The sequence below is a fragment of the Hymenobacter terricola genome (assembly GCF_017921975.2).
Taxonomy (GTDB): Bacteria; Bacteroidota; Bacteroidia; order Cytophagales; family Hymenobacteraceae; genus Hymenobacter; species Hymenobacter terricola.
Map to the genome: position 1 here is coordinate 1 of NZ_JAGEMO020000124.1, position 19,938 is coordinate 19,938.

Genomic DNA, 19,938 nt, shown 5'->3' on the forward strand with positions numbered 1-19,938 from the left:
CCAGGCTTTGCTGCAAGTGCCCACCGCCGTGGTCGTGGCCGACAGCCTCCTGCACCCGCTAGCCTTGATGGACGCAGCGTCGCTGGCCGATACCACTGCCCTCGCCCTGGCCGACACGCTCCTAAAAGTCAAAAACCCCCACGCCCGGGTACTGGCCCAACAGATAGCCGAGCGCCGCGCCGAAACCCGCGTGGCCCGGGCCGCCGGCCTGCCCGAGTTCACGGTGGGCTATTTCAATCAATCCATCATCGGCTACCAGCGCCTCGACGCCGTGGGCACCGAACGCTACTTCGGGGCCGGCGCGCGCTTTCAGGGCGTGCAGGCCGGCGTGGCCGTGCCCTTGCTCCGCGGCCCCCAAAAAGCCCGCGTGCAGGCCGCCCGCCTGCAGGATCAGGTGGCCCAGGCTGGCTACGACCGCTACCGCGCCGAAATAGCGGGCCAGCTCGATGAGTTGCTGGCCCGCCGCGCCGAGCAGCGGCAGCGCCTGCGCTACTTCGAAACCACCGCCCTGCCGCAGGCTACGGTCATCACCCGCCTGTCCACCATTGCCTACAAGGCCGGCGAAACCGGCTATTCTGAATACCTGCTCAACCTGGAGCGCGCCCGCCGCCTGCGCCTCGATTACCTCGACGCGCTGCTGCAACACAACCAGACCGTTATCGAGCTGGAATACCTCCTGGGCAGCCAGTAAGGCCGCCCCAACCTCATTAATTCTAGCATGCGACACCTGACAACCTGTTTCTTGCTGCTGGCCCTGCTGGCCGGCTGCGGCAAGAAAGAAGCCGACGAAACCAGCGAAGCCCCAGCCTCGGAGAGCCAAACCGCGCCTGCCCCCGAAGCTGCCGCGCCCCCCGACCGCGTGACCCTCACGGCCGCCGAGCAGCAGGTGGGCGGCGTGCGCCTCGGCACCCTCACCCAGCGCCCGATGAGCGGTGGTCTGAAAGTCAACGGCGTGCTCGACGTGCCCCCCGAAAACCTCGTTTCCGTCAGCGCCCCGATGGGCGGGTTTGTGGACCGCACTAACTTGCTGCAAGGCTCGCGGGTGCGCGCCGGCCAGATGCTGGCCGTCATCCGCAACCCCGATTTCGTGCAGCTCCAGCAGGACTACCTCGAAGCCCGCAGCCAGCTCAAGTACGCCCGCGCCGAGTACGAGCGCCAGGGTGAGCTGTACCGCCAGGAGGTAGCCCCCCAGAAAAACTACCAGCGCGCCCAGGCTGAGTACGAGGCCCTGCAAGTGAAAACCAACGCCCAGGCCGCCCGCCTGCGCCTGGCGGGCCTACCCATCGGCGGCCGCATCGTGAGCACGGCCACCCTGCGCGCTCCCAGAGGCGGCTTCGTCAAGGCCGTGAACGTGAGTATCGGCCAGAGCGTGACCCCCACCGACGTGCTGTTCGAAATCGTCAATCCCGAGCACCTGCACGTCGAGCTGACGGTGTTTGAAAAAGACATTCCGCAGGTCAAGGAAAACCAATTGGTGCGCTTCTCGCTCGGGAACGACTCCCTGAGCCGCGAGCGCACCGCTCACGTTTACCTCATCAGCAAAACCATCAGCCCCGAGCGCACGGTGCGCATCCACGCCCACCAGGACCGGGAGGACGAGCAGCTATTGCCCGGCACGTTCGTGCGGGCCGTCATCGAAACCAACCGCGTCACCGTACCCACCCTGCCCGAAAAGGCCGTGGTGCAGTTCGGGGCGCAAGCCTACGTCTTCGTCGCGGCAGATTCGGCCGCAAAAGCCGGCACCGCCACCTACCGGATGGTGCCCGTGACGCGGGGCGTGAGCGAGGACGGCTACACCGAAGTGCACCTGCCCGCTGCCGAACAGGGCAAGCCCCTGCACTTTGTCACCAAAGGCGCGTATTCCCTGCTCGGCAAGCTTAAGAATACGGAGGAGGAATAACCGCTCCTTTTCAGCCCTGCCTACTATTACCCTGGTTTTTATGCCCGAATCCTCGCTATTTGCTCCCTTTCGCAGCCTGCGCAACCCCGTGTTTGCCCGCCTCTACGCGGCCCAAACTACCTCCCTGCTCGGCGATGCCCTGACGTGGGTGGGCCTGGCCCTGCTGGCTTTTGAGCTCGGCGGCAGCCATTCGGCCCAGATTCTGGCCTTCGCCCTGACCCTGCGCGTGACGGCCTTCGTGCTGCTTTCGCCCCTGGCCGGCGTGCTGGCCGACCGCCTAAACCGCAAGACCATTATGGTCACCGCCGACGTGGTGCGCATGGTCGTCATCGGCCTGCTGCCCTTCGTCACGCAGGTGTGGCAGGTGTACGCGCTGATGTTCACGGTCAACGCCTTCACGGCCTTTTTCACGCCCACCTTCCAGGCCACGCTGCCCGCCGTCACCACCGACGAGGAGCTGCCGGCAGCCCTGAGCCTATCGAGCGCCACCAACGAGCTGCTCGGCGTCCTGGGCCCCGGCATCGCCGCCGGCGTGGCCGCCTTCCTCGGTACCCGCAACATCTTCTTCATCGACGCGGCCACGTTCCTGGTATCGGGCGTGCTGATTTTCACGCTGCCCGCCCGGCTGCGCAACGAAGACGCTGCGGCCGGCGCTGACGAGCGGGTGACCGTCACGGCCGTGCTGGAAGGCACCCGCCTGCTCTGGAAAAACGCCGTGATGCGCTACGCCCTGCTGCTGGAGCTGGTGGCCGCCGTGAGCGGGGCCCTGATTCTGGTGAACACCGTGGGCCTTGTGCGTGGCCAGCTGCACTTGCCCGAAGCCCGCTACGGCTGGGTAATGGCCGCCTTCGGCATCGGGGCCACGGCCGCGGCGCTGCTGGCCGGCGCGCTCACCAAGCGCATTGCCCACACCACGTTCGTCATCCTCGGGGCCGTGCTCACCAGCCTGGCCGTGCTGCCCGCCAACCACGCCGGCCTCTGGCTGCTGATGGGCCTCTGGCTGCTGGCCGGCGCCGGCCAGAACGCCGTCAACCTGGCCACCCAAACCCTCATTGCCGAGCAAACCGACGAGGCCCACCAGGGCCGCGTGTACGGGGCTCACTTCGCCTGGAGCCACCTCTGGTGGGCCTTTGCGTACCCGCTGGCCGGCTTCCTGGGCCTGCACTTCGCCAACCGCTCTTTTCTCTACGGCGGGGTGGTGGCGCTGGGGCTGCTGGCCGGCACCTGGCTGCTGGCCCGGCGCGCGCCCGTGCCACCCCAACCGCTCCCGGCGGCCCTTCCTACCCGTTAATCTTCGTTCCGACAATCCATGCCCGACCCATCATCCGATAACCTCCACGAGGAACTGAACACCGCCAAGCAGGTGCAGCCCGAAAACGTGGGCGCCCTCACCCGCAGCCAGCTCACCCCCGAGGCCGCTACTGAGCCCGAGGGCCACGACGTGCCGGGCCACGACCACGACGAGCACGCCGGCCACGACCACGACCACGGCCCCGCCGGCGACAACCCCTACCTGGTGCCCGGCATCAGCCTGGTGCTCATGCTGGCTGGCATTGCCCTCGACTATTACAAAGTCGGCTTCTTCACCGGCTACGTGCGCCCCCTCTGGTACGGCGTGGCCTACCTGCTGGTGAGCTGGAAGGTCATTCGCTCGGCCATCCAGAGCATTCCCAGCGGCAACATCTTCAACGAGTTTCTGCTGATGGGCATCGCCACCATCGGCGCGTTTGCCATTGGGGAATACGCCGAAGGCGTGGCCGTGATGCTGTTCTACACCGTGGGCGAGCTGTTCCAGGACGCGGCCGTGAACCGGGCCAAGCGCAGCATCAAGGCCCTGCTCGAAATCCAGGCCACCGAAGTGGGCGTGCTGCGCGGCGGCCAGCACCTCGTGCTCGACCCCAAAGAAGTGGTAGTGGGCGACGTGATTGAAGTCAAGCCCGGCGAGAAAGTGGCTCTCGACGGTACCCTACAGTCCGAGCGCGGCACCTTCAACACGGCCGCCCTCACCGGCGAGTCGGTGCCGCAAACCATGCAAAAGGGCGAAACGGTGCTGGCGGGCATGATAAACCAGGACACGCTGAGCCAAATCAGCGTCACGGCTGCGTTCAAGGACACCAAGCTGAGCAAGATTCTGGCGATGGTGCAGGACGCCGTGGGCCGCAAGGCCAAAACCCAGCAGTTCATCACCAAGTTTGCCCGCGTCTACACGCCCATCGTGGTAGGGCTGGCGGTGTTGCTCACGCTGCTGCCGTATTTCGTCGTCGACGACTACGTATTTCGCGACTGGTTGTACCGGGCGCTGGTGTTTCTCGTCATTTCCTGCCCCTGCGCGCTGGTTATCAGCATTCCGCTCGGCTACTTCGGCGGCATCGGCGCGGCCTCCAAGGTGGGCGTGCTCTTCAAGGGCTCCAACTTCCTGGATGTCATGCGCGAGATTGACACCGTAGTGATGGACAAAACCGGCACCCTCACTAAGGGCGTGTTCGCCGTGCAGCAGGTCGTCACGGCCCCCGGCCAGACCGAAGCCCGGTTCACCGCCCTGGCCGCGGCCCTCGAAGCCAAGTCCACCCACCCCATTGCCCAGGCGCTGGTGCAGCACGTCAAGCCCACCGGCCCGGCGCTGGCGGTTGAAAACGTGGAGGAAATTGCCGGCCACGGACTGCGTGGCCGCGTCGATGGCCAGGAGGTGCTGGCCGGCAACACCAAGCTGCTCACCAAATTCAACGTCGCCTATCCCGCTGAAATCGACCAGCTCGTCGACAGCATTGTGGTAGTAGCCGTGGGCAACCAGTACGCCGGCTACCTCACCGTGGCTGATGAAATCAAGGAAGATGCCGCCCAGGCCGTGCAGGAGCTCAAAGCCCAGGGCATCAAAACCATTGTCATGCTCTCCGGCGACAAGGATGCCATCGTGCAGCGCGTGGCCCAGCAGCTCGGCATAACGGAGGCCCACGGCGGCCTGCTACCCGAGGACAAAGCGGCCCACGTCGAGCGCCTCAAAGCCGCCGGCCACCGGCTGGCCTTCGTCGGCGACGGCGTGAACGATGCCCCCGTGGTGGCCCTGGCCGATGTCGGCATCGCCATGGGTGGCCTCGGCTCCGACGCCACCATCGAAACCGCCGACGTCGTTATCCAAACCGACCACCCCAGCAAGATTGCCACCGCCCGCCGCATCGCCGTAGCCACCCACACCGTCGTGTGGCAAAACATCTGGCTGGCCTTCGCCGTGAAAGCCGTGGTGCTCGCCCTCGGGGCCGGCGGCCTGGCCACCATGTGGGAAGCCGTGTTTGCCGACGTGGGAGTCGCCCTGCTGGCCATCCTCAACGCCGTGCGCATCCAGCGCATGGACTTCACTTCCAAGCCTTAGCTCCCTTTCATGACCACCGAAGCTGCTCCCACCAACCGCGAACGAGCCGAGCGCGGCCAGTCGTCCACCCTGCTCGGCATCGGGGCCAACATCGCCCTGGTACTCGGCAAGGGCACGGCCGGCGTGGTGGGCCATTCCTACGCCCTCATTGCCGAAGCCATCGAGTCGGGTACCGACATTTTCAGCTCCCTCATCGTCTGGCTCGGCCTGCGCACCGCCGCCCGCGAGCCCAACGAAAACCACCCCTACGGCCACGGCAAAGCCGAGCCGCTGGCCGCCATCATGGTCGCCGTGGCCTTGCTCGGGGCCGCCACCTACATTGCCACCGAGGGCATCATCCACATCATCACGCCCCACCAGCTGCCGGCCCCGTTCACGCTGGCGGTGCTGGCTGTGGTCATTGCCATCAAGGAAACCCTCTACCGCCCCGTCAATAAGGTGGGGGAAGAGGTCGACAGCAACGCCGTCAAAGCCGACGCCTGGCACCACCGCGCCGACGTCATTACTTCCTGCACCGCCTTTGTCGGCATTAGCATTGCCCTCATCGGCGGCAAAGGGTGGGAGGCAGCCGACGATTGGGCAGCCCTGGTGGCCTGCTGCTTCATCGTCTACAACGCCTACCACATTTTCCGGCCCGCCTTTGGCGAAATCATGGACGAGGCCCCCGCCGGCACGTGGGCCGAAGACATCCGCGCGCTGGCCGAAGCCGTGCCCGGCGTGATGGCCACCGAGAAGTGCTTCGTGCGCAAAATGGGCTTCGAGTACTTCGCCGACCTGCATGTGATAGTGGACGGCCGCATCAGCGTGCGCGAGGGCCACAACATCGCCGGGGCCGTGAAGGTCACCATTATCCGGGCCAAGCCCGCTGTCTACAACGTGCTGGTTCACATCGAGCCCACCGAATAAGGACTCCGCTCTAAAACCCCTTTTCATGCAAATATACCCCGCCTTTTATGCGCTGCTCCTCGGAGCCAGCCTGGCCCTTGCCGGCTGCAATTCCAAGCCCGATACCGATGTCCACGAGCAGGAAGTCCACGCCGCCGGCCAGCCCAAACCGGCCCCCGTCGCTACCCCGCCCAGCCTGCGCGACACCCTGCTGCTGCTGGCCCAACAGCTCGACACCGTGCACCGCGACGGCTGTTGGGACGATGACTTTGCCCGCCTCATGACCGTCCACCACAGCGGCGCCCAGCGCCTGGCCGCCGTGGAAATTGCCAGCGGCCAGGATTCCACCCTGCGCGCCCTGGCCCAGCACGTACTCAAAGGCCACGAGCGCGACAACCACGTCCTCACCCTGGCCCTGACCCGGCAGCCTCCCAAAGGCCAGGAATACCGCCCCGGTAACACCAAAGACCCGTTCGTGCGCCGCATTGCCGCCGCGCTGGCTCCGCTGCGCCAGCTGCCGCCCACGCCGGGTCCGCTCGATGCCGACTTTGCCACCCTCATGCAGGTGCACCACCAAACCGGCGTGGCCCTGGCCCAGGTCGAGCTGGCGTTCGGCAAGGATGCTGAGTTGAAGGACGCCGCCCGCCGCATCGTCCGCGACGAGCAGGCCGAAGTCAAGCAGTACCAGCGCTGGCTGCAAGCTCACCCCACCCAATAGCCCCATGCTGCTGACCATCCCTACCGCCGTCACCCCGCCCTGGACGACCATGCTTGGCTTTTCGGTGCTGCCGGCCGTCGTCATGATTGCCGGCGCGGCCCTGGCCGTCTGGCGCGCCCCCGGCCCCCAGCTGCGCAGCGCCATCCTGCACTTCGCGGCCGGCGTCATCTTCTCCGTGGTCGCCGTCGAGCTGCTGCCCGACATCGTCCAGCACCACGCGCCCTACGAAGTAGTGCTGGGCTTCGGCCTCGGCGTGGCCACCATGCTCGGGCTGCGCTACTTCACCCAGCGCCTCGAAAAACAGGAACAAGCCGGCAAAGACGCCGAGCCAGCTGCCGACCGCTCGGGCCTCCCCACGAGTGCCGCCGCAACGCTGCCGTGGGGCCTGCTCGTGGCCATCGGCATCGACATCTTCATCGATGGCCTGCTGCTCGGCATCGGTTTTGCCGCCGGCGCGAAGGAAGGTACTCTACTGGCCATTGCCCTCACCATCGAGCTGCTGTCGCTCGGCCTGGCCACTGCCGTGGAGCTGCAGGAGGGTGGCCACGGCAAGGGCCGGGCCGTGGCCATCGTGGCCGGCACTTCGCTCATGCTGCTCATCGGGGCCGGCATCGGCACCACCCTACTACGCGGGGCCACCGGAAACCTGCTCGAAATCGTGCTTTCCTTTGGCTTGGCCGCCCTGCTGTTTCTCGTCACCGAGGAGTTGCTCACTGAAGCCCACGAAGAAACCGAAACCCCGCTGCTCACCCTGTCCTTCTTCGTTGGCTTCCTGTTGTTTTTATTGCTCGGCATGATTGCCTAGCCGCCGCTTATCTCCTCCCCCATGCACCCCACTAAAATCGACCTGACCCTGGAGCCCGCCGGCCGCCGCATCGCTTTCTCCAAAGAACTGCTGGAAGTCGCCCACCTCTTCCGCCGCGTGGGCGGCGAAGCCAGCTCCTGGCAGCGCCTAGCCGTGAACACCCGCTCGCCCTACCTCGACACCGACGCTTTCGCCCCCGGCACCCAGCTCGAATACTACGTGCAGCACGAAACGCAGCAGGGCGAGCCGGAGGCCCGCAGTCACGTCGTCAGCACAACTGTGGCATGAGCATTTCGACCACCGTTCACCGGCACGGGTCCCTGACCGCCCGCACAGTTGCGGGCGGGGTACTGGTACTGGCCCTGCTGGCAGGCGGCTGCCACGGGTCGGCCGATGAAACCAACGGGACCGGGGTGCACGAACTGCCGCCTACCATGATGGCCGCCCTGCATACGATGGTGGAACGCTCCCAGTCCTTGCCACCGGCCGACAACCTCGACCTGTACTTTGCCCTGCTGCTGCGGGAAAACCACCGGGCCGCGGTGGCCATGTCGGCCCTGGAACTGAACAAAGGGCAGGACCCGGCGCTGCGGGCGGCGGCAGAGCACATCAACCATGACCACCAGCAACTTATCGTAAGCCTGGAGTCGGCCAACCGGCGCCTGCGGGCGCTGCCGCCCAGCTTTCCCGAGCACACCACGCAAAGCGAACGGTTCAGCCGCCTGCTGGACGCTGCCACCAGCGGCCTGCACCCCGCCGCCCACCGCACCATAGCCCGGCTGGAAGCCGGCGCGGACTCCCTGCGCGTGCGCAGCAACCAGCACCAGGAAGATGCCGGCACGGGCAGCATCGACCGGGACTTTGCCGCGCTGCTCATCGCGCATCACCAGAACTCCATCACCCTGGCCCGCGCCGAGTTGGAGCTCGGCCGGGATGAGCAGCTCCAGCAAGTGGCCTATCTCGTGTTGCAGGACCAGCAGCGGGAAATTGAACAACTTCAGCAATGGTTGATTCAACACCCTGATAAGGCTAGGTAAGGCCGCAGACTTTCACCCCGCTTTTGTCACCGAGCGCACCAACGGGTAACCGCCCGCTTCCAGCGCCGCCTGAATGGTTTTTGAATCGCGGCCATTGACGTTTGCCATGACTTTGTCGGGCCCGCTTGCTGCCCGCCACACCGAATCAGCGCAGCAGCGGGGCTACGCGGGTGCCGAGCAGCTCCACGGCGTGGAGGATGTCGGCGTGGGGCAGGGTGGCCACGTCCATCTGAAACGTGACCCGCGAGATGCCGCCCAGCGCCTCGCCGTGGCGCCGGATTTTCGCGGCCACTTCTTCGGGGTTGCCCACCAGCAGCGCGCCTAGCGGACCGGCTTGCGCGTCGAACTGCGGACGGGTGACGGGCAGCCCGCCGCGCTCCCTGGCCCGCGCCGAAAAGGTGCGGGCGTAGCCGGGGTAGAAGCCCTCGCGGGCTTCTTCGGTGGTATCGGCCACGTAGCCCAGCGAGTGCAGGCCCACCTTCAGTTGCGCGGGGGCATGTCCGGCCCGGCGGCCGGCTTCGCGGTAGAGGTCCACCAGGGGGCGGAAGCGGTGGGTGTCGCCGCCGATGATGGCCACCATCAGGGGCAGGCCCAGCGTGCCGGCCCGCACAAACGATTCGGGCGTGCCGCCCACGCCCAGCCAGATGGGCAGCTGCGACTGCACCGGCCGCGGGTACACGCCCTGCCCGGTGAGCGCCGGCCGGAACCGGCCCGACCAGCGCACTTTCTCGGTGTCGCGCACTTGCAGCAGCAAGCCGAGCTTTTCGGCAAACAGCTCGTCGTAATCGTCGAGGTCGAAGCCGAACAGCGGAAACGCTTCGATGGACGAGCCGCGGCCCACCACCATTTCGGCCCGGCCCTGCGAAATCAGGTCGAGCGTGGCAAACTGCTGAAACACCCGCACCGGGTCGGCGGCGCTGAGCACCGTGACGGCGCTGGTGAGGCGGATGCGTTTGGTGCGGGCGGCCGCCGCGGCCAGGATGACAGCGGGCGCGGAATCCAGGTACTCGGCCCGGTGGTGCTCGCCGATGCCGAACACGTCGAGCCCCACTTCATCGGCCCGCTGAATGCGGTCGAGCAGCTGGCTCATGGCCTCGGCACCCGTAAGGGTTGCGCTGCTGCTGTTGCTGAGCAGATGCGAGGCAAAACTATCAATTCCAACTTCCATGATATTAATTTTTAGAGCTCTGCGATAAGCAGCAGAGATACAAATGTACATACATTTAATGTATATACACAGTTCATTAATCCCACCTGCATCAACTGGCTCAACGCCCCCTTCACATCTTCATGCCTTCCATTCCCGCCATCGGCGTGGCCCCTTTTTGCAGAATGTATTCGCTGTTGAGCAAGTAAACACCGTTCACTACTACCTGCTCCCCGGCTTTCAGATTCGATAGGATTTCCACCTGCTCTCCGGTTTGCGGGCCCAGCGTCACCATGCGATTTTCGAAGCGGCCATCGGGGGTGCGCACCCACAGGCTGTTGCCGGCCGACTCCTGCAATACCGCCTCGACCGGCACGCGCAGCCCCGAGCTAGCCGTCGACTGCGGACGGGCCGCCGGGCCGGTGGTTTCCACGACGGCCTGCAGGCCGGGCGTGTACTGCTGCCGCGGATTGGGAATTTGCACCCGCACCAGCGCCACCTTGCTCTCGGCGGCCAGCTCGGGGCTGCTGAAGCTCACCCGGCCCGTTACCGTTTGGCCGGGGAAGGCCGGGAAGGAAACCTGCACGGGCTGGCCATCCCGCAGGGGCTGGTCGGTGGCGTACAGTTGGGCTTCTACCCACACCGAGCTCAGGTCGGCCAGCTGGACCACGGCCGTGCCCTCGCTCACATAGTCGCCTTCGCGGATGCTCAGCTCCTGCACTACCCCGCTGCGGGGGCTGAAATAAGGCATAGGATTGAGCACCTTGCCCGACCGCAGCAGGCCGGCTATTTGGCTGGTCGTCATACCCCACAGCCGCAGCTTGGTGCGGGCCGCTTCCACCAGGGGGGCGTAGTCGATGCCACCGCCCGTCAGCTCGCGCCGTTGCGCGTGGGCCAGCAGCAGCTCCTGCTGCGCTTTCAGCAATTCCTCGCTGTAAATGGCAAACAGCGGGGCCCCGGCCCGCACGGTTTCACCGGTGGCCCGCACGTAGAGGCGGTCGACACGGCCGGGCACGCGGGCACTCACCTGCACCAGGTTTTCGGGGTTGAGCACCACCCGGCCCGTCAGGCGCAGGCCGCTGGCAGAGCCAGCGGTGCTACCGTCCGCGCGCGCCTCGCCCACGGTGGCCACCCGAATATTGCCCAGCCGCACCTGCTCGGCACTCAGCTGCAAGGTGCGGCCGTTGGCGGCGGCCTTGTTCACCTTTATCAAGGCCATGCCGCAGATGGGGCAGTCGCTGGGATGGTCCTGGTGCACCTGCGGGTGCATCGAGCAGGTGTAGTAGCTGCCCAGCGCGGCCGTGGCCGGGGTCGCCGTTGCCTCGGCCTGCACGGCGGACGCCGTTTTCGGGTCGTCATGGTGGCCACAGGCAGCCAGGCTTACACTCAGGGCCAGGAATAGAAACGGTGATTTATTGCTGAACATCGGCCACGGGTTTGATAAAGGATTCACTGTCGACCAGGTATTGGCCATTTTCGGCAATCTGGTCCTCGGCGCGCAGTCCGCGCACGACCTGCACCTGCGTGCCGCGGCGCGGGCCGGTTAGCACGGGCACGGCCAGCAGGCGCGGGCTATTCGACTGCCGGCGAAAAACGACCTGCTGGGTGCCCAGCTCCACCACCGCCGTAATCGGCACCCACAACCCGGCCGCCGCCGCTTGCGTGATGCGGGCCGTCACCAGCTGCCCGATTTTGAGCTGCCCGCCCGGGTTGGGCAGGTACACCCGCGCCGTCACGGTGGCGGCGTCGCCGGCCAGCACCGGCTCCAACAGGGCAATGGTGGCTTTTATCGGCGGGGCTTCGGGCTGGTCATTCAACGTAAGCTCCACGGGCTGGCCCGGCTGCACGGCATCCACGTCGCGGGCGTACACCTGCAGGCGCGCCCACACCCGGTCGGTGTTCACCACCTGAAACACGCCTTGGCCACGCGCCACGTACTGCCCCTCCCGAATGGCCAGGGGCGCGGCCTGCTCCAGCGCCGCTCCGACCGGGGCGGGGTTGCCCGGTTGGCTCATAGCAGGGACAGCCGCTGCTGCGGCCGCCGGGGGTGCGGTTTCCATCACGTAGCCGCTCACCGGGCTGAAGACGCTTATGCTCAGCTGCGGCCGGCCGCGCTGCTCCACGGCCCGCACCTGCGCCGCCGAGAGGCCCAGCAGCTGCAGCTTCTGCCGCGAGGCATTGAGCAGGGCCTGGTCATCGGGGTCATGGGTTTGCAGCAGGAACAGCAGGTTCTGCTGCTCGGTCACCAGCTCGGGGCTATAGATGTCGTAGAGCTTCTGGCCGGCGCGCACGGGCTGGAACTGGTAGCGCACGTACAGGCGCTCGATGCGCCCGCCGAAGCGGGCGGCCACGTTCTCAAACCGGCGCGGGTCGTAGGCAATAGTGCCCGGCGCGGTAATAACGGCCGTCTCGGCCGTGCGGGAGGGCCGAACCAGCCGCACCCGGGAAAGCACCTGCTCATTGGGGGCGGGCACTATGGTTGAGGAATCCACCTTGCCTCCGGCCGCTGATGGCGAAGCCGCCGGGACAGAGGCACTTATCTTCTTCACCAGCGTCATGCCACAGATGGGGCAGTCGCCGGGATGGTCCTGGTGCACCTGCGGGTGCATCGAGCAGGTGTACACGTCCGCTGCGGCCGTGGCCGCCGTTTCCGTAGGGTCATGCCTGGTCGAGCAGGCGGCCAGGGCCAGGCCGGCCAGCAGCACAACCAGCCAGCACAACCGGGCCGGGCCTCGCAATGGGCCCCAGGGGGCGAAGGTCGCCGGGCTAGTGTTCAATTTCACGCTCATAGTCGGTTTGCAGCTGGATGTATTCCATTTCCTGATTCACGGCCTCCAGCCGGGTGGCCCGCAGGGTTTCCCAGGCTTGGAGCACGGCGGTCAGCTCCTCAGTATTCTGCTCGTAGGCCAGCAGCGTGGCCCGGTAGCTTTTCAGCACCGCCGGCAGAATGTTCTTCTCGTACATATCCACCTGCTCGCCCTTGGCGTGCAGCCGGGCCAGCAGGCCCGAGGCGGTGCCTTTGGCCTGCGTCACCAGGGCGGCGCGTTGCTCGCGCAGGGCCTGCGCCTCCAGGCCCAGGCCGGCCACATTGGCCTTGTAGCCCCGCGCGGCCCAGGGCGCAATCGGAATTGAGATTGTGCCTTGCAGCGTGTACTGGCTCTGTGAATTGCCCCCCAGCGTATTCATGTGCTGGTACTGCACCCCGTATTCAGGCTTGCGGCTGGTCAGCTCCAGCGCCTGTTGCAGGCGGGTGCGGGCCAGGGTGCGGTCGAGGCGGCGCACGTCGCTGCGGGCGAGGGCCAGGGCGGCCGTATCGGGCGCGTCGCGGTAGTCCGGCCGGGCGTAGGTCGAGTCGATTTCGAACTGCTCGTCGGGGTGGCGGTTCATCAGCGTGTTCAGGGCAATGCGCTTCTCGTCGATTTGGCCCTGCACTTCCATCTCCTCGGCGTGGTGGCGCAGCAGCTCGGCCTTGGCCCGGAAAGCGTCGTTGAGCTTTTCGCCCCCATACTTGTAGCGCAGCTCGATGGAGCGGATGATGAAGCGCAGCAGCTGCTCGGTGCCGTCGAGCACCCGCTGCTTCTTCAGCAGCAGCGCCCAGGCGTAGTAGTTCTGCTTGGTGTCGGCGAAGAGCTGATTACGCTCGTAGGCGCGGCTTTCCTGCTCCACGCCGGCCCGGCTTTGCAGGTAGCGCTCATTGGCCCGCAGCCGGGCCCCGTTGGGAATGGTTTGCTCCACCGATACCATCGCGAAGCCCCGGTTCACGTCGCCGGGGTTGTCGCTGTTGCGGCGCGTGACGTAGGGCGTCATGAACGGCCCGGCCCCCACCTTGGGCGGGGCCCACGTGCGGGCACCTTTCGCGTAGGCATCGGCGGCCTTGATTTGGGCATCGTACTGGCGCAGGCGCGGGTTGTCGCGCGCCACGCGGCGCAGCACCGAGTCCAGGGGCAGGCGCGGCCAGTGCTGCGCGGCGGCCAGGCGCGGCCCCAGCAGCAGGAGCAGGAGGAAGAATTTCATTGAATTGATTTTCAAAATATCCAAACGGTCATGCTGAGCGCAGCCGAAGCATCTCTACCGCGCAATGCAATTATTTACTATTGCGGTAGAGATGCTTCGGCTGCGCTCAGCATGACGTTCTTTCTGTTTGGTTTTCATGGCTTAATGATTCATTACCGGGATTTCCAGCCGGCCGTGTTTGCGCAGCTCGTACTCTTTCATCATCTCAAACACCACCGGCGTGACCAGCAGAATGTGAATCGAGGACGTGAACACGCCCCCAATCAGCGGCAGCACAATGGGCAGCATCACGTCGGCCCCCACGCCCGAGGCCCAGAGCACCGGCACCAGCCCGAACAAGGACACCGACACGGTCATAATCTTGGGCCGCAGGCGCTTGGCCGCGCCTTCCATCACGGCGGCGCGGATGTCGGCGTTGGTCAGCGTCTCACTTGAGTTGCCCTTTTCGGCCACCAGCTTCTGCACGGCCTCGTTGAGGTAAATCACCATCAGGATGCTGGTTTCCACGGCCAGCCCGAACAGGGCGATAAAGCCCACGGCCACCGCGACCGACAAATTGATGCCGTAGAAATAGACGATGAATACCCCGCCAATAAGCGCAAACGGGATGGTGATGATGTTGAAAAAAGCCTCCTTCAGCGAGCCGAACGTGAAGTAGAGCACCCCGAAAATGATGAGCAGCACGATGGGCACAATCAGCTTCAGCGTCTGGCTGGCGCGGATTTGGTTTTCGTACTGCCCGCTCCAGTCCAGAAAATAGCCTTTGGGCATCTTCGTGAGCAGCTGCTCCAGCTTCTGCTTGGCCTCCTGCACGGTGCCGCCCAGGTCCCGGTCGCGCACGTTGAACAGCACCGTGCCGCGCAGCAGGGCGTTTTCCGAGTTAATCATCGGCGGCCCTTCCGCCACCCGAATGTCGGCCACGGCCGAGAGCGGAATCGGCCCGGCGCTGGGCGTCTGCACCTGCAGGCGGCGGATGGCGGGCAGCGAGCTGCGGAAGTCCTGCGCGAAGCGGGCATTCACGCTGAAGCGCTGCCGGCCCTCGATGGTGGTAGTCAGCGGCATGCCGCCCAGGGCCGATTCCACCAGCAGGTTCACGTCGTCGGTGCTGAGTCCGTAGCGGCCGATTTCGTCCTTTTTGATGGCAATGTCCAGGTATTTGCCGCCGGTGATGGGCTCCACGTAGAGGTCCTTCACGCCGGGCACGTTGTCGAGCTGCTGCTTGATGCGGGTGGCCAGGCGGTAGATGGAATCCAGGTTCTGGCCGTACACCTTCACGCCCACGTCGGTGCGGATGCCGGTGCTCAGCATGTTGATGCGGTTGATGATGGGCTGCGTCCAGCCGTTGACCACGCCCGGAATCTGAAGCTTGCCGTTGAGCTCGTCCACGATTTTGGCCTTGGTCATGCCCGCCCGCCACTGGTCGCGGGGCTTGAGCAGGATGATGGTTTCAATCATCGAAATCGGCGAGTTATCGGTGGCCGTATTGGCCCGCCCGGCCTTGCCCAGCACGTGCGCCACCTCCGGCGTGGCCTTGATGATGCGGTCCTGCACCTGCAGAATGCGCTTCACCTCGGTGTTCGACACGTCGGGCAGGGTCACGGGCATGAACAGGATGCTGCCCTCGTCCAGCGGCGGCATGAACTCCGTGCCCAGGCTAAAGAGCATCGGCAGGCTGATGAGCAGGGCCAGGATGTTGAGGCCGAGCGTGGTTTTGCGCCAGCGCAGGCACCAGCTCAGCAGCGGCGTATAGAGCCGTTCCAGAAAGCGCCCCAGCGGGTTGCTGCTCTCCGGCTTGAGCTTGCCTTTCAGCAAAAAGCTGATGAGCACCGGGGCCACGGTGATGGCCACGAAGGCATCGACGAGCAGGATAAACGTCTTGGTCCAGGCCAGGGGCGAAAACAGCTTGCCCTCCTGCCCGGTGAGCAGAAACACCGGCAGAAACGACACGATGACGATAATCGAGGAGTAGAAAACCCCCGTGCCGACCTGCTTGCAGGCTTTTTCGATAATGCGGTTGCGTTCTTCGGCGGTCATACAGTCGTGGGCTGAGGGGCGGGCGCCGCGGTGGGCTGCGGATAAGTGACTACTTCGGGGTCGGGGCCGGGCGGCGGCGCCGTGGCTTCGGCGGCCTGCGCCTCGGCGAGGTGACGGTAGGCGTTTTCGACCACCACGATGCCGTCGTCCACAATCACCCCAATGGCCAGGGCAATGCCGGTGAGCGACATGATGTTGGACGAGACGTGAAAGGCCTCCAGCAGAATGAAGGCAATGGCAATGGAGAGCGGCATCTGGATGAGGATAATCAGGGCGCTGCGCCAGTTGAAGAGGAAAATGAGCACGATGATGGACACGGTTATCATCTCCTCGACGAGCGTGCCCCGGATGGACGCCACGGCCTTTTCAATCAGCGTGCTGCGGTCGTAGGCGAAGGTGAACTTCACGCCCGGCGGCAGGCCCTTCTGCACCTCGGCCATCTTGGCCTTCACGGCTTTGATGACCAGGTCGGCATTCTCGCCGTAGCGCATCACCACGATGCCGCCCACGGCCTCGCCCTGCCCGTTTTCGTCGAAGATGCCCAGCCGGATGTCGCCGCCCATCTGTACGGTGGCCACGTCCTTCACCCGCACCGGCACCGACTGAAACGTGCCCACCGGCATGTTTTCCACGTCCTGGATATTCTTGATGTAGCCCAGCCCGCGCACGATGTAGCCCATGTCGCTCAGCTCGAACTTGCGCCCGCCCACGTCGTTGTTGTTCGACTTCACGGCCCGCAGCACCTCGGCCAGCGGAATGCGGTAGTAGTTGAGCTTGGTGGGGTCGAGGTTAATCTGGTACTGCTTCTCGAACCCACCGAAGGAAGCCACCTCGCTCACGCCGGGCACGGTTTGCAGGGCAAACTTCACGTACCAGTCCTGCAGGGCGCGCTGCTCGCCCAGGTCCAGGTTCTTGGCATCCAGGGTGTACCAGAGCACGTGGCCCACGCCCGTGCCATCGGGGCCCAGGGTGGGCGTCACCTGTGGCGGCAGCAGGCGCTGGGCGTAGTTGAGCCGCTCCAGCACCCGTGAGCGGGCCCAGTACAAGTCCACGTTGTCCTCGAAGAGCAGGTACACAAAGCTCATCCCGAACATCGACGTGCCCCGGATATTCTTCACCTTCGGAATGCCCTGCAGGTTCGATACCAGCGGGTAAGTCACCTGGTCCTCCATCACCTGCGGGCTCCGGCCGCTCCACTCGGTGAAAACAATGACCTGGTTCTCGGACAAATCCGGGATGGCGTCAATCGGGTTGCGGCGCAGCGAGTACACGCCCCAGCCAAACAGGCCGGCCGCAAGCAGCAGCACCAGCACGCGGTTGCGCAGCGCGAGCGAAATGAGTTTGTTAACCATAGTAAAGCAGGGTAAGCAGAAGACAAAAGCCGAAAGCGGGCGGGGCCGCCGGCCCCGCCCCGACTGGTCGGGCGGCTACTTTTTCACGAGCGTCATGCCGCACTTGGGGCACTTGCCGGGCTGGTCGCTGTGCACCTCGGGGTGCATCTCGCAGGTGTAGTAAGTGGCGGCGGTGCCCGTGGTAGCTGTGGCACTGCTGTCGGCCGGGGCGGTCGTCGTGGTGGCGGTTTCCGTCTGGGCAGCTTTGTTGTCGCAGCTGCTGAGCAGCAGGGTGGCGGAGGCGGTGAGGGTGAGGAAAAAGAGGTTGGCACGCATGGTTTGCGGGAATGAAAATGATGGGGAATAATCAGTAAAAATTGTCGCACGCTCTCCCCTTCGGGAAGCAACGGGCAGGCACCAGACTTGGGATGGGGGTGGCCAGGCACGGGGCCAAAAGCGCGTGAGGCGAGCCGAAAGCGGCCGGTGCTAGCACACAAACGCCACGGCACCGCCGGGTACAGCAGCGCTATACCGGGCAGGGCCGTGGCACACAACCGTTGCTCAGACGGTCAGGGACTGGATGTAAATCCGAATGTCGGGAATTTTGGGGGGCAGGTGCCGGGTGGGCACCAGCATCACTTTCTGCGCCAGGTTCCACCGCGTAAATCGGGGGAACGGCAGCGTAATCGCCGTTTCCGGCAGCAGCGCTGGCGCGGCAATCAGAAATGACTGGCCCTGTGGCGAGGCTTGCGCAGCCAGCAGGCGGGCAATGCCGCGCTTGTTGCAGTCGGGGCTTTTCGGGTCTTTGCCCTTGGCAGCCATTTTTCCCATGCCGGCGCAGGCCTTGCCCATGCAGCAGGCCGCCCGGCCGGTTTGGGCAAACGGGTCACCGGTGCCGGTGCAGAAGGCCTGCCCCGCGAACAGGCCGAGGTAGGTGACCAGGAAGGTCACCGCCGTCAGGCGTCGCATTAGGGCAGAGAGTCGGTACATGGCGGTGAAATCAACGGCAAACCTACCGCGAAAGTTTGCGAAGGCCCGCGGGCTACTCATGCGCTAGATAACGCCAACCCCGGCTCATCGCCGGACGGCTGCGGGTAGAAGCGCCTAGAAATAACCCTGTCAGATGCGTACAACTGCCACACCGGCCAGTTGCTTGCCAGTAGCCACGGAGAAGAAGAAACGGGAGCGGCTCCAAATTCTGTAACTTCAAGGCAGGAATTATATTCAACTGCTGAGCGGGGTGAGGAGTATGCCTACCTAATAATTGGTTTCCTTTTGTAGCCGGTCGGAGTGAATCCCGATGGTGAGGCGTCGCACCGCAGTTTGCTTAACTCACGATTTCTTCAGCTGGTACACACGCATAGTAATCGGCTGCCCAAACAGGCCCGCAAGTGAGGACCCTCGTTCTCACTTGCGGGCTTGTTTGAATTCATGTCAGTGGCAGCAACCTCTGTGTGCCAGCCCCAATTGGGTAGTTGTTGAAACCCGCTTATCTTGGTGCCCTCAGAAGATAGAGCATACAATACGGCAAACAAACGATGGGGCTATCAGAATAAAACCCAACCGTATTGTACCCAAAAAGGCCATCGGCAGCGAAAAAATGAGCGATTCAATCACGTCTTGCTGCATTACACAACTATGAAAACAGCCCTCTACAGAGAGCGGTTGCGTGTTTTGTTCATCCTCTATTTTTTCTCCGAGGAATACACGGAGTCACTGGAACCGAGATTGGCTAAGGTATTCTATTCGGAGGTGAAAATTCAAAAGATAGATTTTCTGCTTCGCTATCCTAGCTACCTGTGCTTCGAATTGTTGCGCCTGCATCAGGAAACGGGGATACCTAGCGCCGCTGATGTGCAGCAGATTGTCAGCAATGTTTTCGCTAATTGGGGAACCCGAACTGCGTACCGACGAAATGAAGCGATTTTTTTTCGGCGCTTACCAGGACTTGGACGACATCAGCGGTTTCCTCAAATCAGTAGGGCTGGTCGAATTCAGAAAGCAAACAAGCATGGGACTAAAGGACATACGTAAGGCCTACTTTATCACGCAGGATGGTATTCAGCGAATTGAGCGGGGCCTGGCCAACGTACCATCTGCGCACTGGTACTTTGAGCGCTGCCTGCTAATCAAATCTTACTTTGCTGATGCCTCGGGAACACAGCTAAAAAACCGGCAGTACGCCATTGAGGAGCACCGGGAAACGCCCCTCGGTGATTACATCCAGGACATTGAGGGAATGGTCCGCACCGAATACTTCGCCTTATTCAACACTCAGCTATGAGCGCCTCCACCGAACTAGAAAAGCTCAGCAAGCAAGTGGCCAAGCGCTCGGGGAGCACCATGGAGTTGCACAAGATTCAGGAGCTACTGACGCTTGACGAAGAAGCCTATCAGCGCGATAGCCCCCGGTCCATTGGCAAGACCCTCCGGGTTGTGTCAATTGCCTTTTCCGGGGTCAAGAACACCGGGGAAGTGATAGAGTATGCCCGCACGATGGCGGACGGCGTCAATCTGTGGGTGGCCGATAATTCTAAGAGGGTCCTATGTTTGAGCCGCGGCTTAAACTTGGGTCTCGCTGCAACAGGAAGGAACAAGATGGATAAGAGGTGTTGGGCCAAACGAGCCCGTCTTACATGAGCATCCCCTTCCTGTTCTACGGCCACTTTGGACAGTTCCGCTAGGCCTTCAGAGCCTGTA

Annotated in this window: 19 protein-coding genes; 11 read left to right on the forward strand and 8 right to left on the reverse strand. The window is 64.3% G+C overall.

All coding sequences use genetic code 11. From position 1 onward, the window contains the following. From J4G38_RS26410 to J4G38_RS26450, 9 genes are all read left to right on the forward strand, one after another. On the forward strand, nt 1-691 hold a 691-nt coding region (locus J4G38_RS26410; RefSeq protein ID WP_226163920.1), incomplete at its 5' end, for a TolC family protein. 27 nt (nt 692-718) lie between these two features. After that, a complete protein-coding gene (locus tag J4G38_RS26415; RefSeq protein WP_210521863.1) occupies nt 719-1,900 on the forward strand; it encodes an efflux RND transporter periplasmic adaptor subunit in 1,182 nt (393 codons plus the stop codon). Between the two features lie 40 nt (nt 1,901-1,940). Continuing rightward, nucleotides 1,941-3,191, forward strand: a complete 1,251-nt coding sequence (locus J4G38_RS26420; protein ID WP_210521864.1) for an MFS transporter — start codon at nt 1,941-1,943, stop codon at nt 3,189-3,191. An 18-nt stretch (nt 3,192-3,209) separates the two neighbouring features. After that, on the forward strand, nt 3,210-5,267 hold the full coding sequence (locus J4G38_RS26425) for a heavy metal translocating P-type ATPase (RefSeq protein WP_210521865.1): 2,058 nt from the start codon (nt 3,210-3,212) through the stop codon (nt 5,265-5,267). Between the two features lie 9 nt (nt 5,268-5,276). Then, nucleotides 5,277-6,173 carry a cation diffusion facilitator family transporter gene (locus J4G38_RS26430; RefSeq protein ID WP_210521866.1) on the forward strand — a complete coding sequence of 299 codons (897 nt, stop codon included), beginning with the start codon at nt 5,277-5,279 and terminating at the stop codon, nt 6,171-6,173. A 25-nt stretch (nt 6,174-6,198) separates the two neighbouring features. Beyond that, on the forward strand, nt 6,199-6,870 hold the full coding sequence (locus J4G38_RS26435) for a DUF305 domain-containing protein (RefSeq protein WP_210521867.1): 672 nt from the start codon (nt 6,199-6,201) through the stop codon (nt 6,868-6,870). Nucleotides 6,871-6,874: 4 nt separating this feature from the next. Continuing rightward, the gene (locus tag J4G38_RS26440) at nt 6,875-7,675 is read left to right on the forward strand and encodes a ZIP family metal transporter (protein ID WP_226163923.1); all 801 of its coding nucleotides are present in this window, start codon (nt 6,875-6,877) and stop codon (nt 7,673-7,675) included. A 21-nt stretch (nt 7,676-7,696) separates the two neighbouring features. Beyond that, nucleotides 7,697-7,963, forward strand: a complete 267-nt coding sequence (locus J4G38_RS26445) for a hypothetical protein (RefSeq protein ID WP_210521868.1) — start codon at nt 7,697-7,699, stop codon at nt 7,961-7,963. Next, nucleotides 7,960-8,712, forward strand: coding sequence for a DUF305 domain-containing protein (locus J4G38_RS26450; RefSeq protein ID WP_210521869.1), 753 nt, complete (start codon nt 7,960-7,962; stop codon nt 8,710-8,712). The genes J4G38_RS26445 and J4G38_RS26450 overlap by 4 nt, the downstream gene beginning before the upstream one ends. Before the next feature lie 145 nt (nt 8,713-8,857). Here the strand turns inward: J4G38_RS26450 and J4G38_RS26455 are convergent, their stop codons facing one another. The 8 genes from J4G38_RS26455 to J4G38_RS26490 form a co-directional block, all read right to left on the reverse strand. After that, a complete protein-coding gene (locus J4G38_RS26455) occupies nt 8,858-9,880 on the reverse strand; it encodes an LLM class flavin-dependent oxidoreductase (protein ID WP_210521870.1) in 1,023 nt (340 codons plus the stop codon). Between the two features lie 112 nt (nt 9,881-9,992). Further along, nucleotides 9,993-11,285 (reverse strand): efflux RND transporter periplasmic adaptor subunit, encoded by a 1,293-nt coding sequence (locus J4G38_RS26460; RefSeq protein WP_210521871.1) that lies wholly within the window; start codon nt 11,283-11,285, stop codon nt 9,993-9,995. Continuing rightward, nucleotides 11,272-12,642: an efflux RND transporter periplasmic adaptor subunit gene (locus J4G38_RS26465; RefSeq protein ID WP_210521872.1), complete on the reverse strand. Its 1,371-nt coding sequence runs from the start codon at nt 12,640-12,642 to the stop codon at nt 11,272-11,274. Before J4G38_RS26465 ends, J4G38_RS26460 begins: the two co-directional genes overlap by 14 nt. Further along, nucleotides 12,626-13,873, reverse strand: coding sequence for a TolC family protein (locus tag J4G38_RS26470; protein ID WP_210521873.1), 1,248 nt, complete (start codon nt 13,871-13,873; stop codon nt 12,626-12,628). The genes J4G38_RS26465 and J4G38_RS26470 overlap by 17 nt, the downstream gene beginning before the upstream one ends. Before the next feature lie 141 nt (nt 13,874-14,014). Then, nucleotides 14,015-15,907, reverse strand: a complete 1,893-nt coding sequence (locus tag J4G38_RS26475) for an efflux RND transporter permease subunit (protein ID WP_210521874.1) — start codon at nt 15,905-15,907, stop codon at nt 14,015-14,017. After that, on the reverse strand, nt 15,904-17,259 hold the full coding sequence (locus J4G38_RS26480; RefSeq protein ID WP_210521875.1) for an efflux RND transporter permease subunit: 1,356 nt from the start codon (nt 17,257-17,259) through the stop codon (nt 15,904-15,906). Before J4G38_RS26480 ends, J4G38_RS26475 begins: the two co-directional genes overlap by 4 nt. A 75-nt stretch (nt 17,260-17,334) precedes the next feature. Further along, a complete protein-coding gene (locus J4G38_RS26485) occupies nt 17,335-17,574 on the reverse strand; it encodes a heavy metal-binding domain-containing protein (RefSeq protein ID WP_210521882.1) in 240 nt (79 codons plus the stop codon). A gap of 225 nt (nt 17,575-17,799) precedes the next feature. Further along, the gene (locus J4G38_RS26490) at nt 17,800-18,228 is read right to left on the reverse strand and encodes a hypothetical protein (protein ID WP_210521876.1); all 429 of its coding nucleotides are present in this window, start codon (nt 18,226-18,228) and stop codon (nt 17,800-17,802) included. 883 nt (nt 18,229-19,111) lie between these two features. Between J4G38_RS26490 and J4G38_RS26495 the strand changes: the two genes are divergently transcribed. Next, complete coding sequence (locus tag J4G38_RS26495; protein ID WP_210521877.1) at nt 19,112-19,522, forward strand: hypothetical protein; 411 nt, start codon at nt 19,112-19,114, stop codon at nt 19,520-19,522. Beyond that, on the forward strand, nt 19,519-19,878 hold the full coding sequence (locus J4G38_RS26500) for a hypothetical protein (protein WP_210521878.1): 360 nt from the start codon (nt 19,519-19,521) through the stop codon (nt 19,876-19,878). The genes J4G38_RS26495 and J4G38_RS26500 overlap by 4 nt, the downstream gene beginning before the upstream one ends. Nucleotides 19,879-19,938: the final 60 nt, after the last annotated feature.

Excerpts from the sequence above, each read along its gene's own strand:
- J4G38_RS26425 (WP_210521865.1), top strand. The coding sequence starts at position 3,210 with ATGCCCGACCCATCATCCGATAACCTCCACGAGGAACTGAACACCGCC.
- J4G38_RS26440 (WP_226163923.1), top strand. The coding sequence starts at position 6,875 with ATGCTGCTGACCATCCCTACCGCCGTCACCCCGCCCTGGACGACCATG.
- J4G38_RS26420 (WP_210521864.1), top strand. The coding sequence starts at position 1,941 with ATGCCCGAATCCTCGCTATTTGCTCCCTTTCGCAGCCTGCGCAACCCC.
- J4G38_RS26460 (WP_210521871.1), bottom strand. The coding sequence starts at position 11,285 with ATGTTCAGCAATAAATCACCGTTTCTATTCCTGGCCCTGAGTGTAAGC.
- J4G38_RS26415 (WP_210521863.1), top strand. The coding sequence starts at position 719 with ATGCGACACCTGACAACCTGTTTCTTGCTGCTGGCCCTGCTGGCCGGC.
- J4G38_RS26475 (WP_210521874.1), bottom strand. The coding sequence starts at position 15,907 with ATGACCGCCGAAGAACGCAACCGCATTATCGAAAAAGCCTGCAAGCAG.
- J4G38_RS26430 (WP_210521866.1), top strand. The coding sequence starts at position 5,277 with ATGACCACCGAAGCTGCTCCCACCAACCGCGAACGAGCCGAGCGCGGC.
- J4G38_RS26495 (WP_210521877.1), top strand. The coding sequence starts at position 19,112 with ATGTTTTCGCTAATTGGGGAACCCGAACTGCGTACCGACGAAATGAAG.
- J4G38_RS26455 (WP_210521870.1), bottom strand. The coding sequence starts at position 9,880 with ATGGAAGTTGGAATTGATAGTTTTGCCTCGCATCTGCTCAGCAACAGC.
- J4G38_RS26500 (WP_210521878.1), top strand. The coding sequence starts at position 19,519 with ATGAGCGCCTCCACCGAACTAGAAAAGCTCAGCAAGCAAGTGGCCAAG.
- J4G38_RS26445 (WP_210521868.1), top strand. The coding sequence starts at position 7,697 with ATGCACCCCACTAAAATCGACCTGACCCTGGAGCCCGCCGGCCGCCGC.
- J4G38_RS26490 (WP_210521876.1), bottom strand. The coding sequence starts at position 18,228 with ATGTACCGACTCTCTGCCCTAATGCGACGCCTGACGGCGGTGACCTTC.
- J4G38_RS26485 (WP_210521882.1), bottom strand. The coding sequence starts at position 17,574 with ATGCGTGCCAACCTCTTTTTCCTCACCCTCACCGCCTCCGCCACCCTG.
- J4G38_RS26450 (WP_210521869.1), top strand. The coding sequence starts at position 7,960 with ATGAGCATTTCGACCACCGTTCACCGGCACGGGTCCCTGACCGCCCGC.
- J4G38_RS26470 (WP_210521873.1), bottom strand. The coding sequence starts at position 13,873 with ATGAAATTCTTCCTCCTGCTCCTGCTGCTGGGGCCGCGCCTGGCCGCC.
- J4G38_RS26480 (WP_210521875.1), bottom strand. The coding sequence starts at position 17,259 with ATGGTTAACAAACTCATTTCGCTCGCGCTGCGCAACCGCGTGCTGGTG.
- J4G38_RS26435 (WP_210521867.1), top strand. The coding sequence starts at position 6,199 with ATGCAAATATACCCCGCCTTTTATGCGCTGCTCCTCGGAGCCAGCCTG.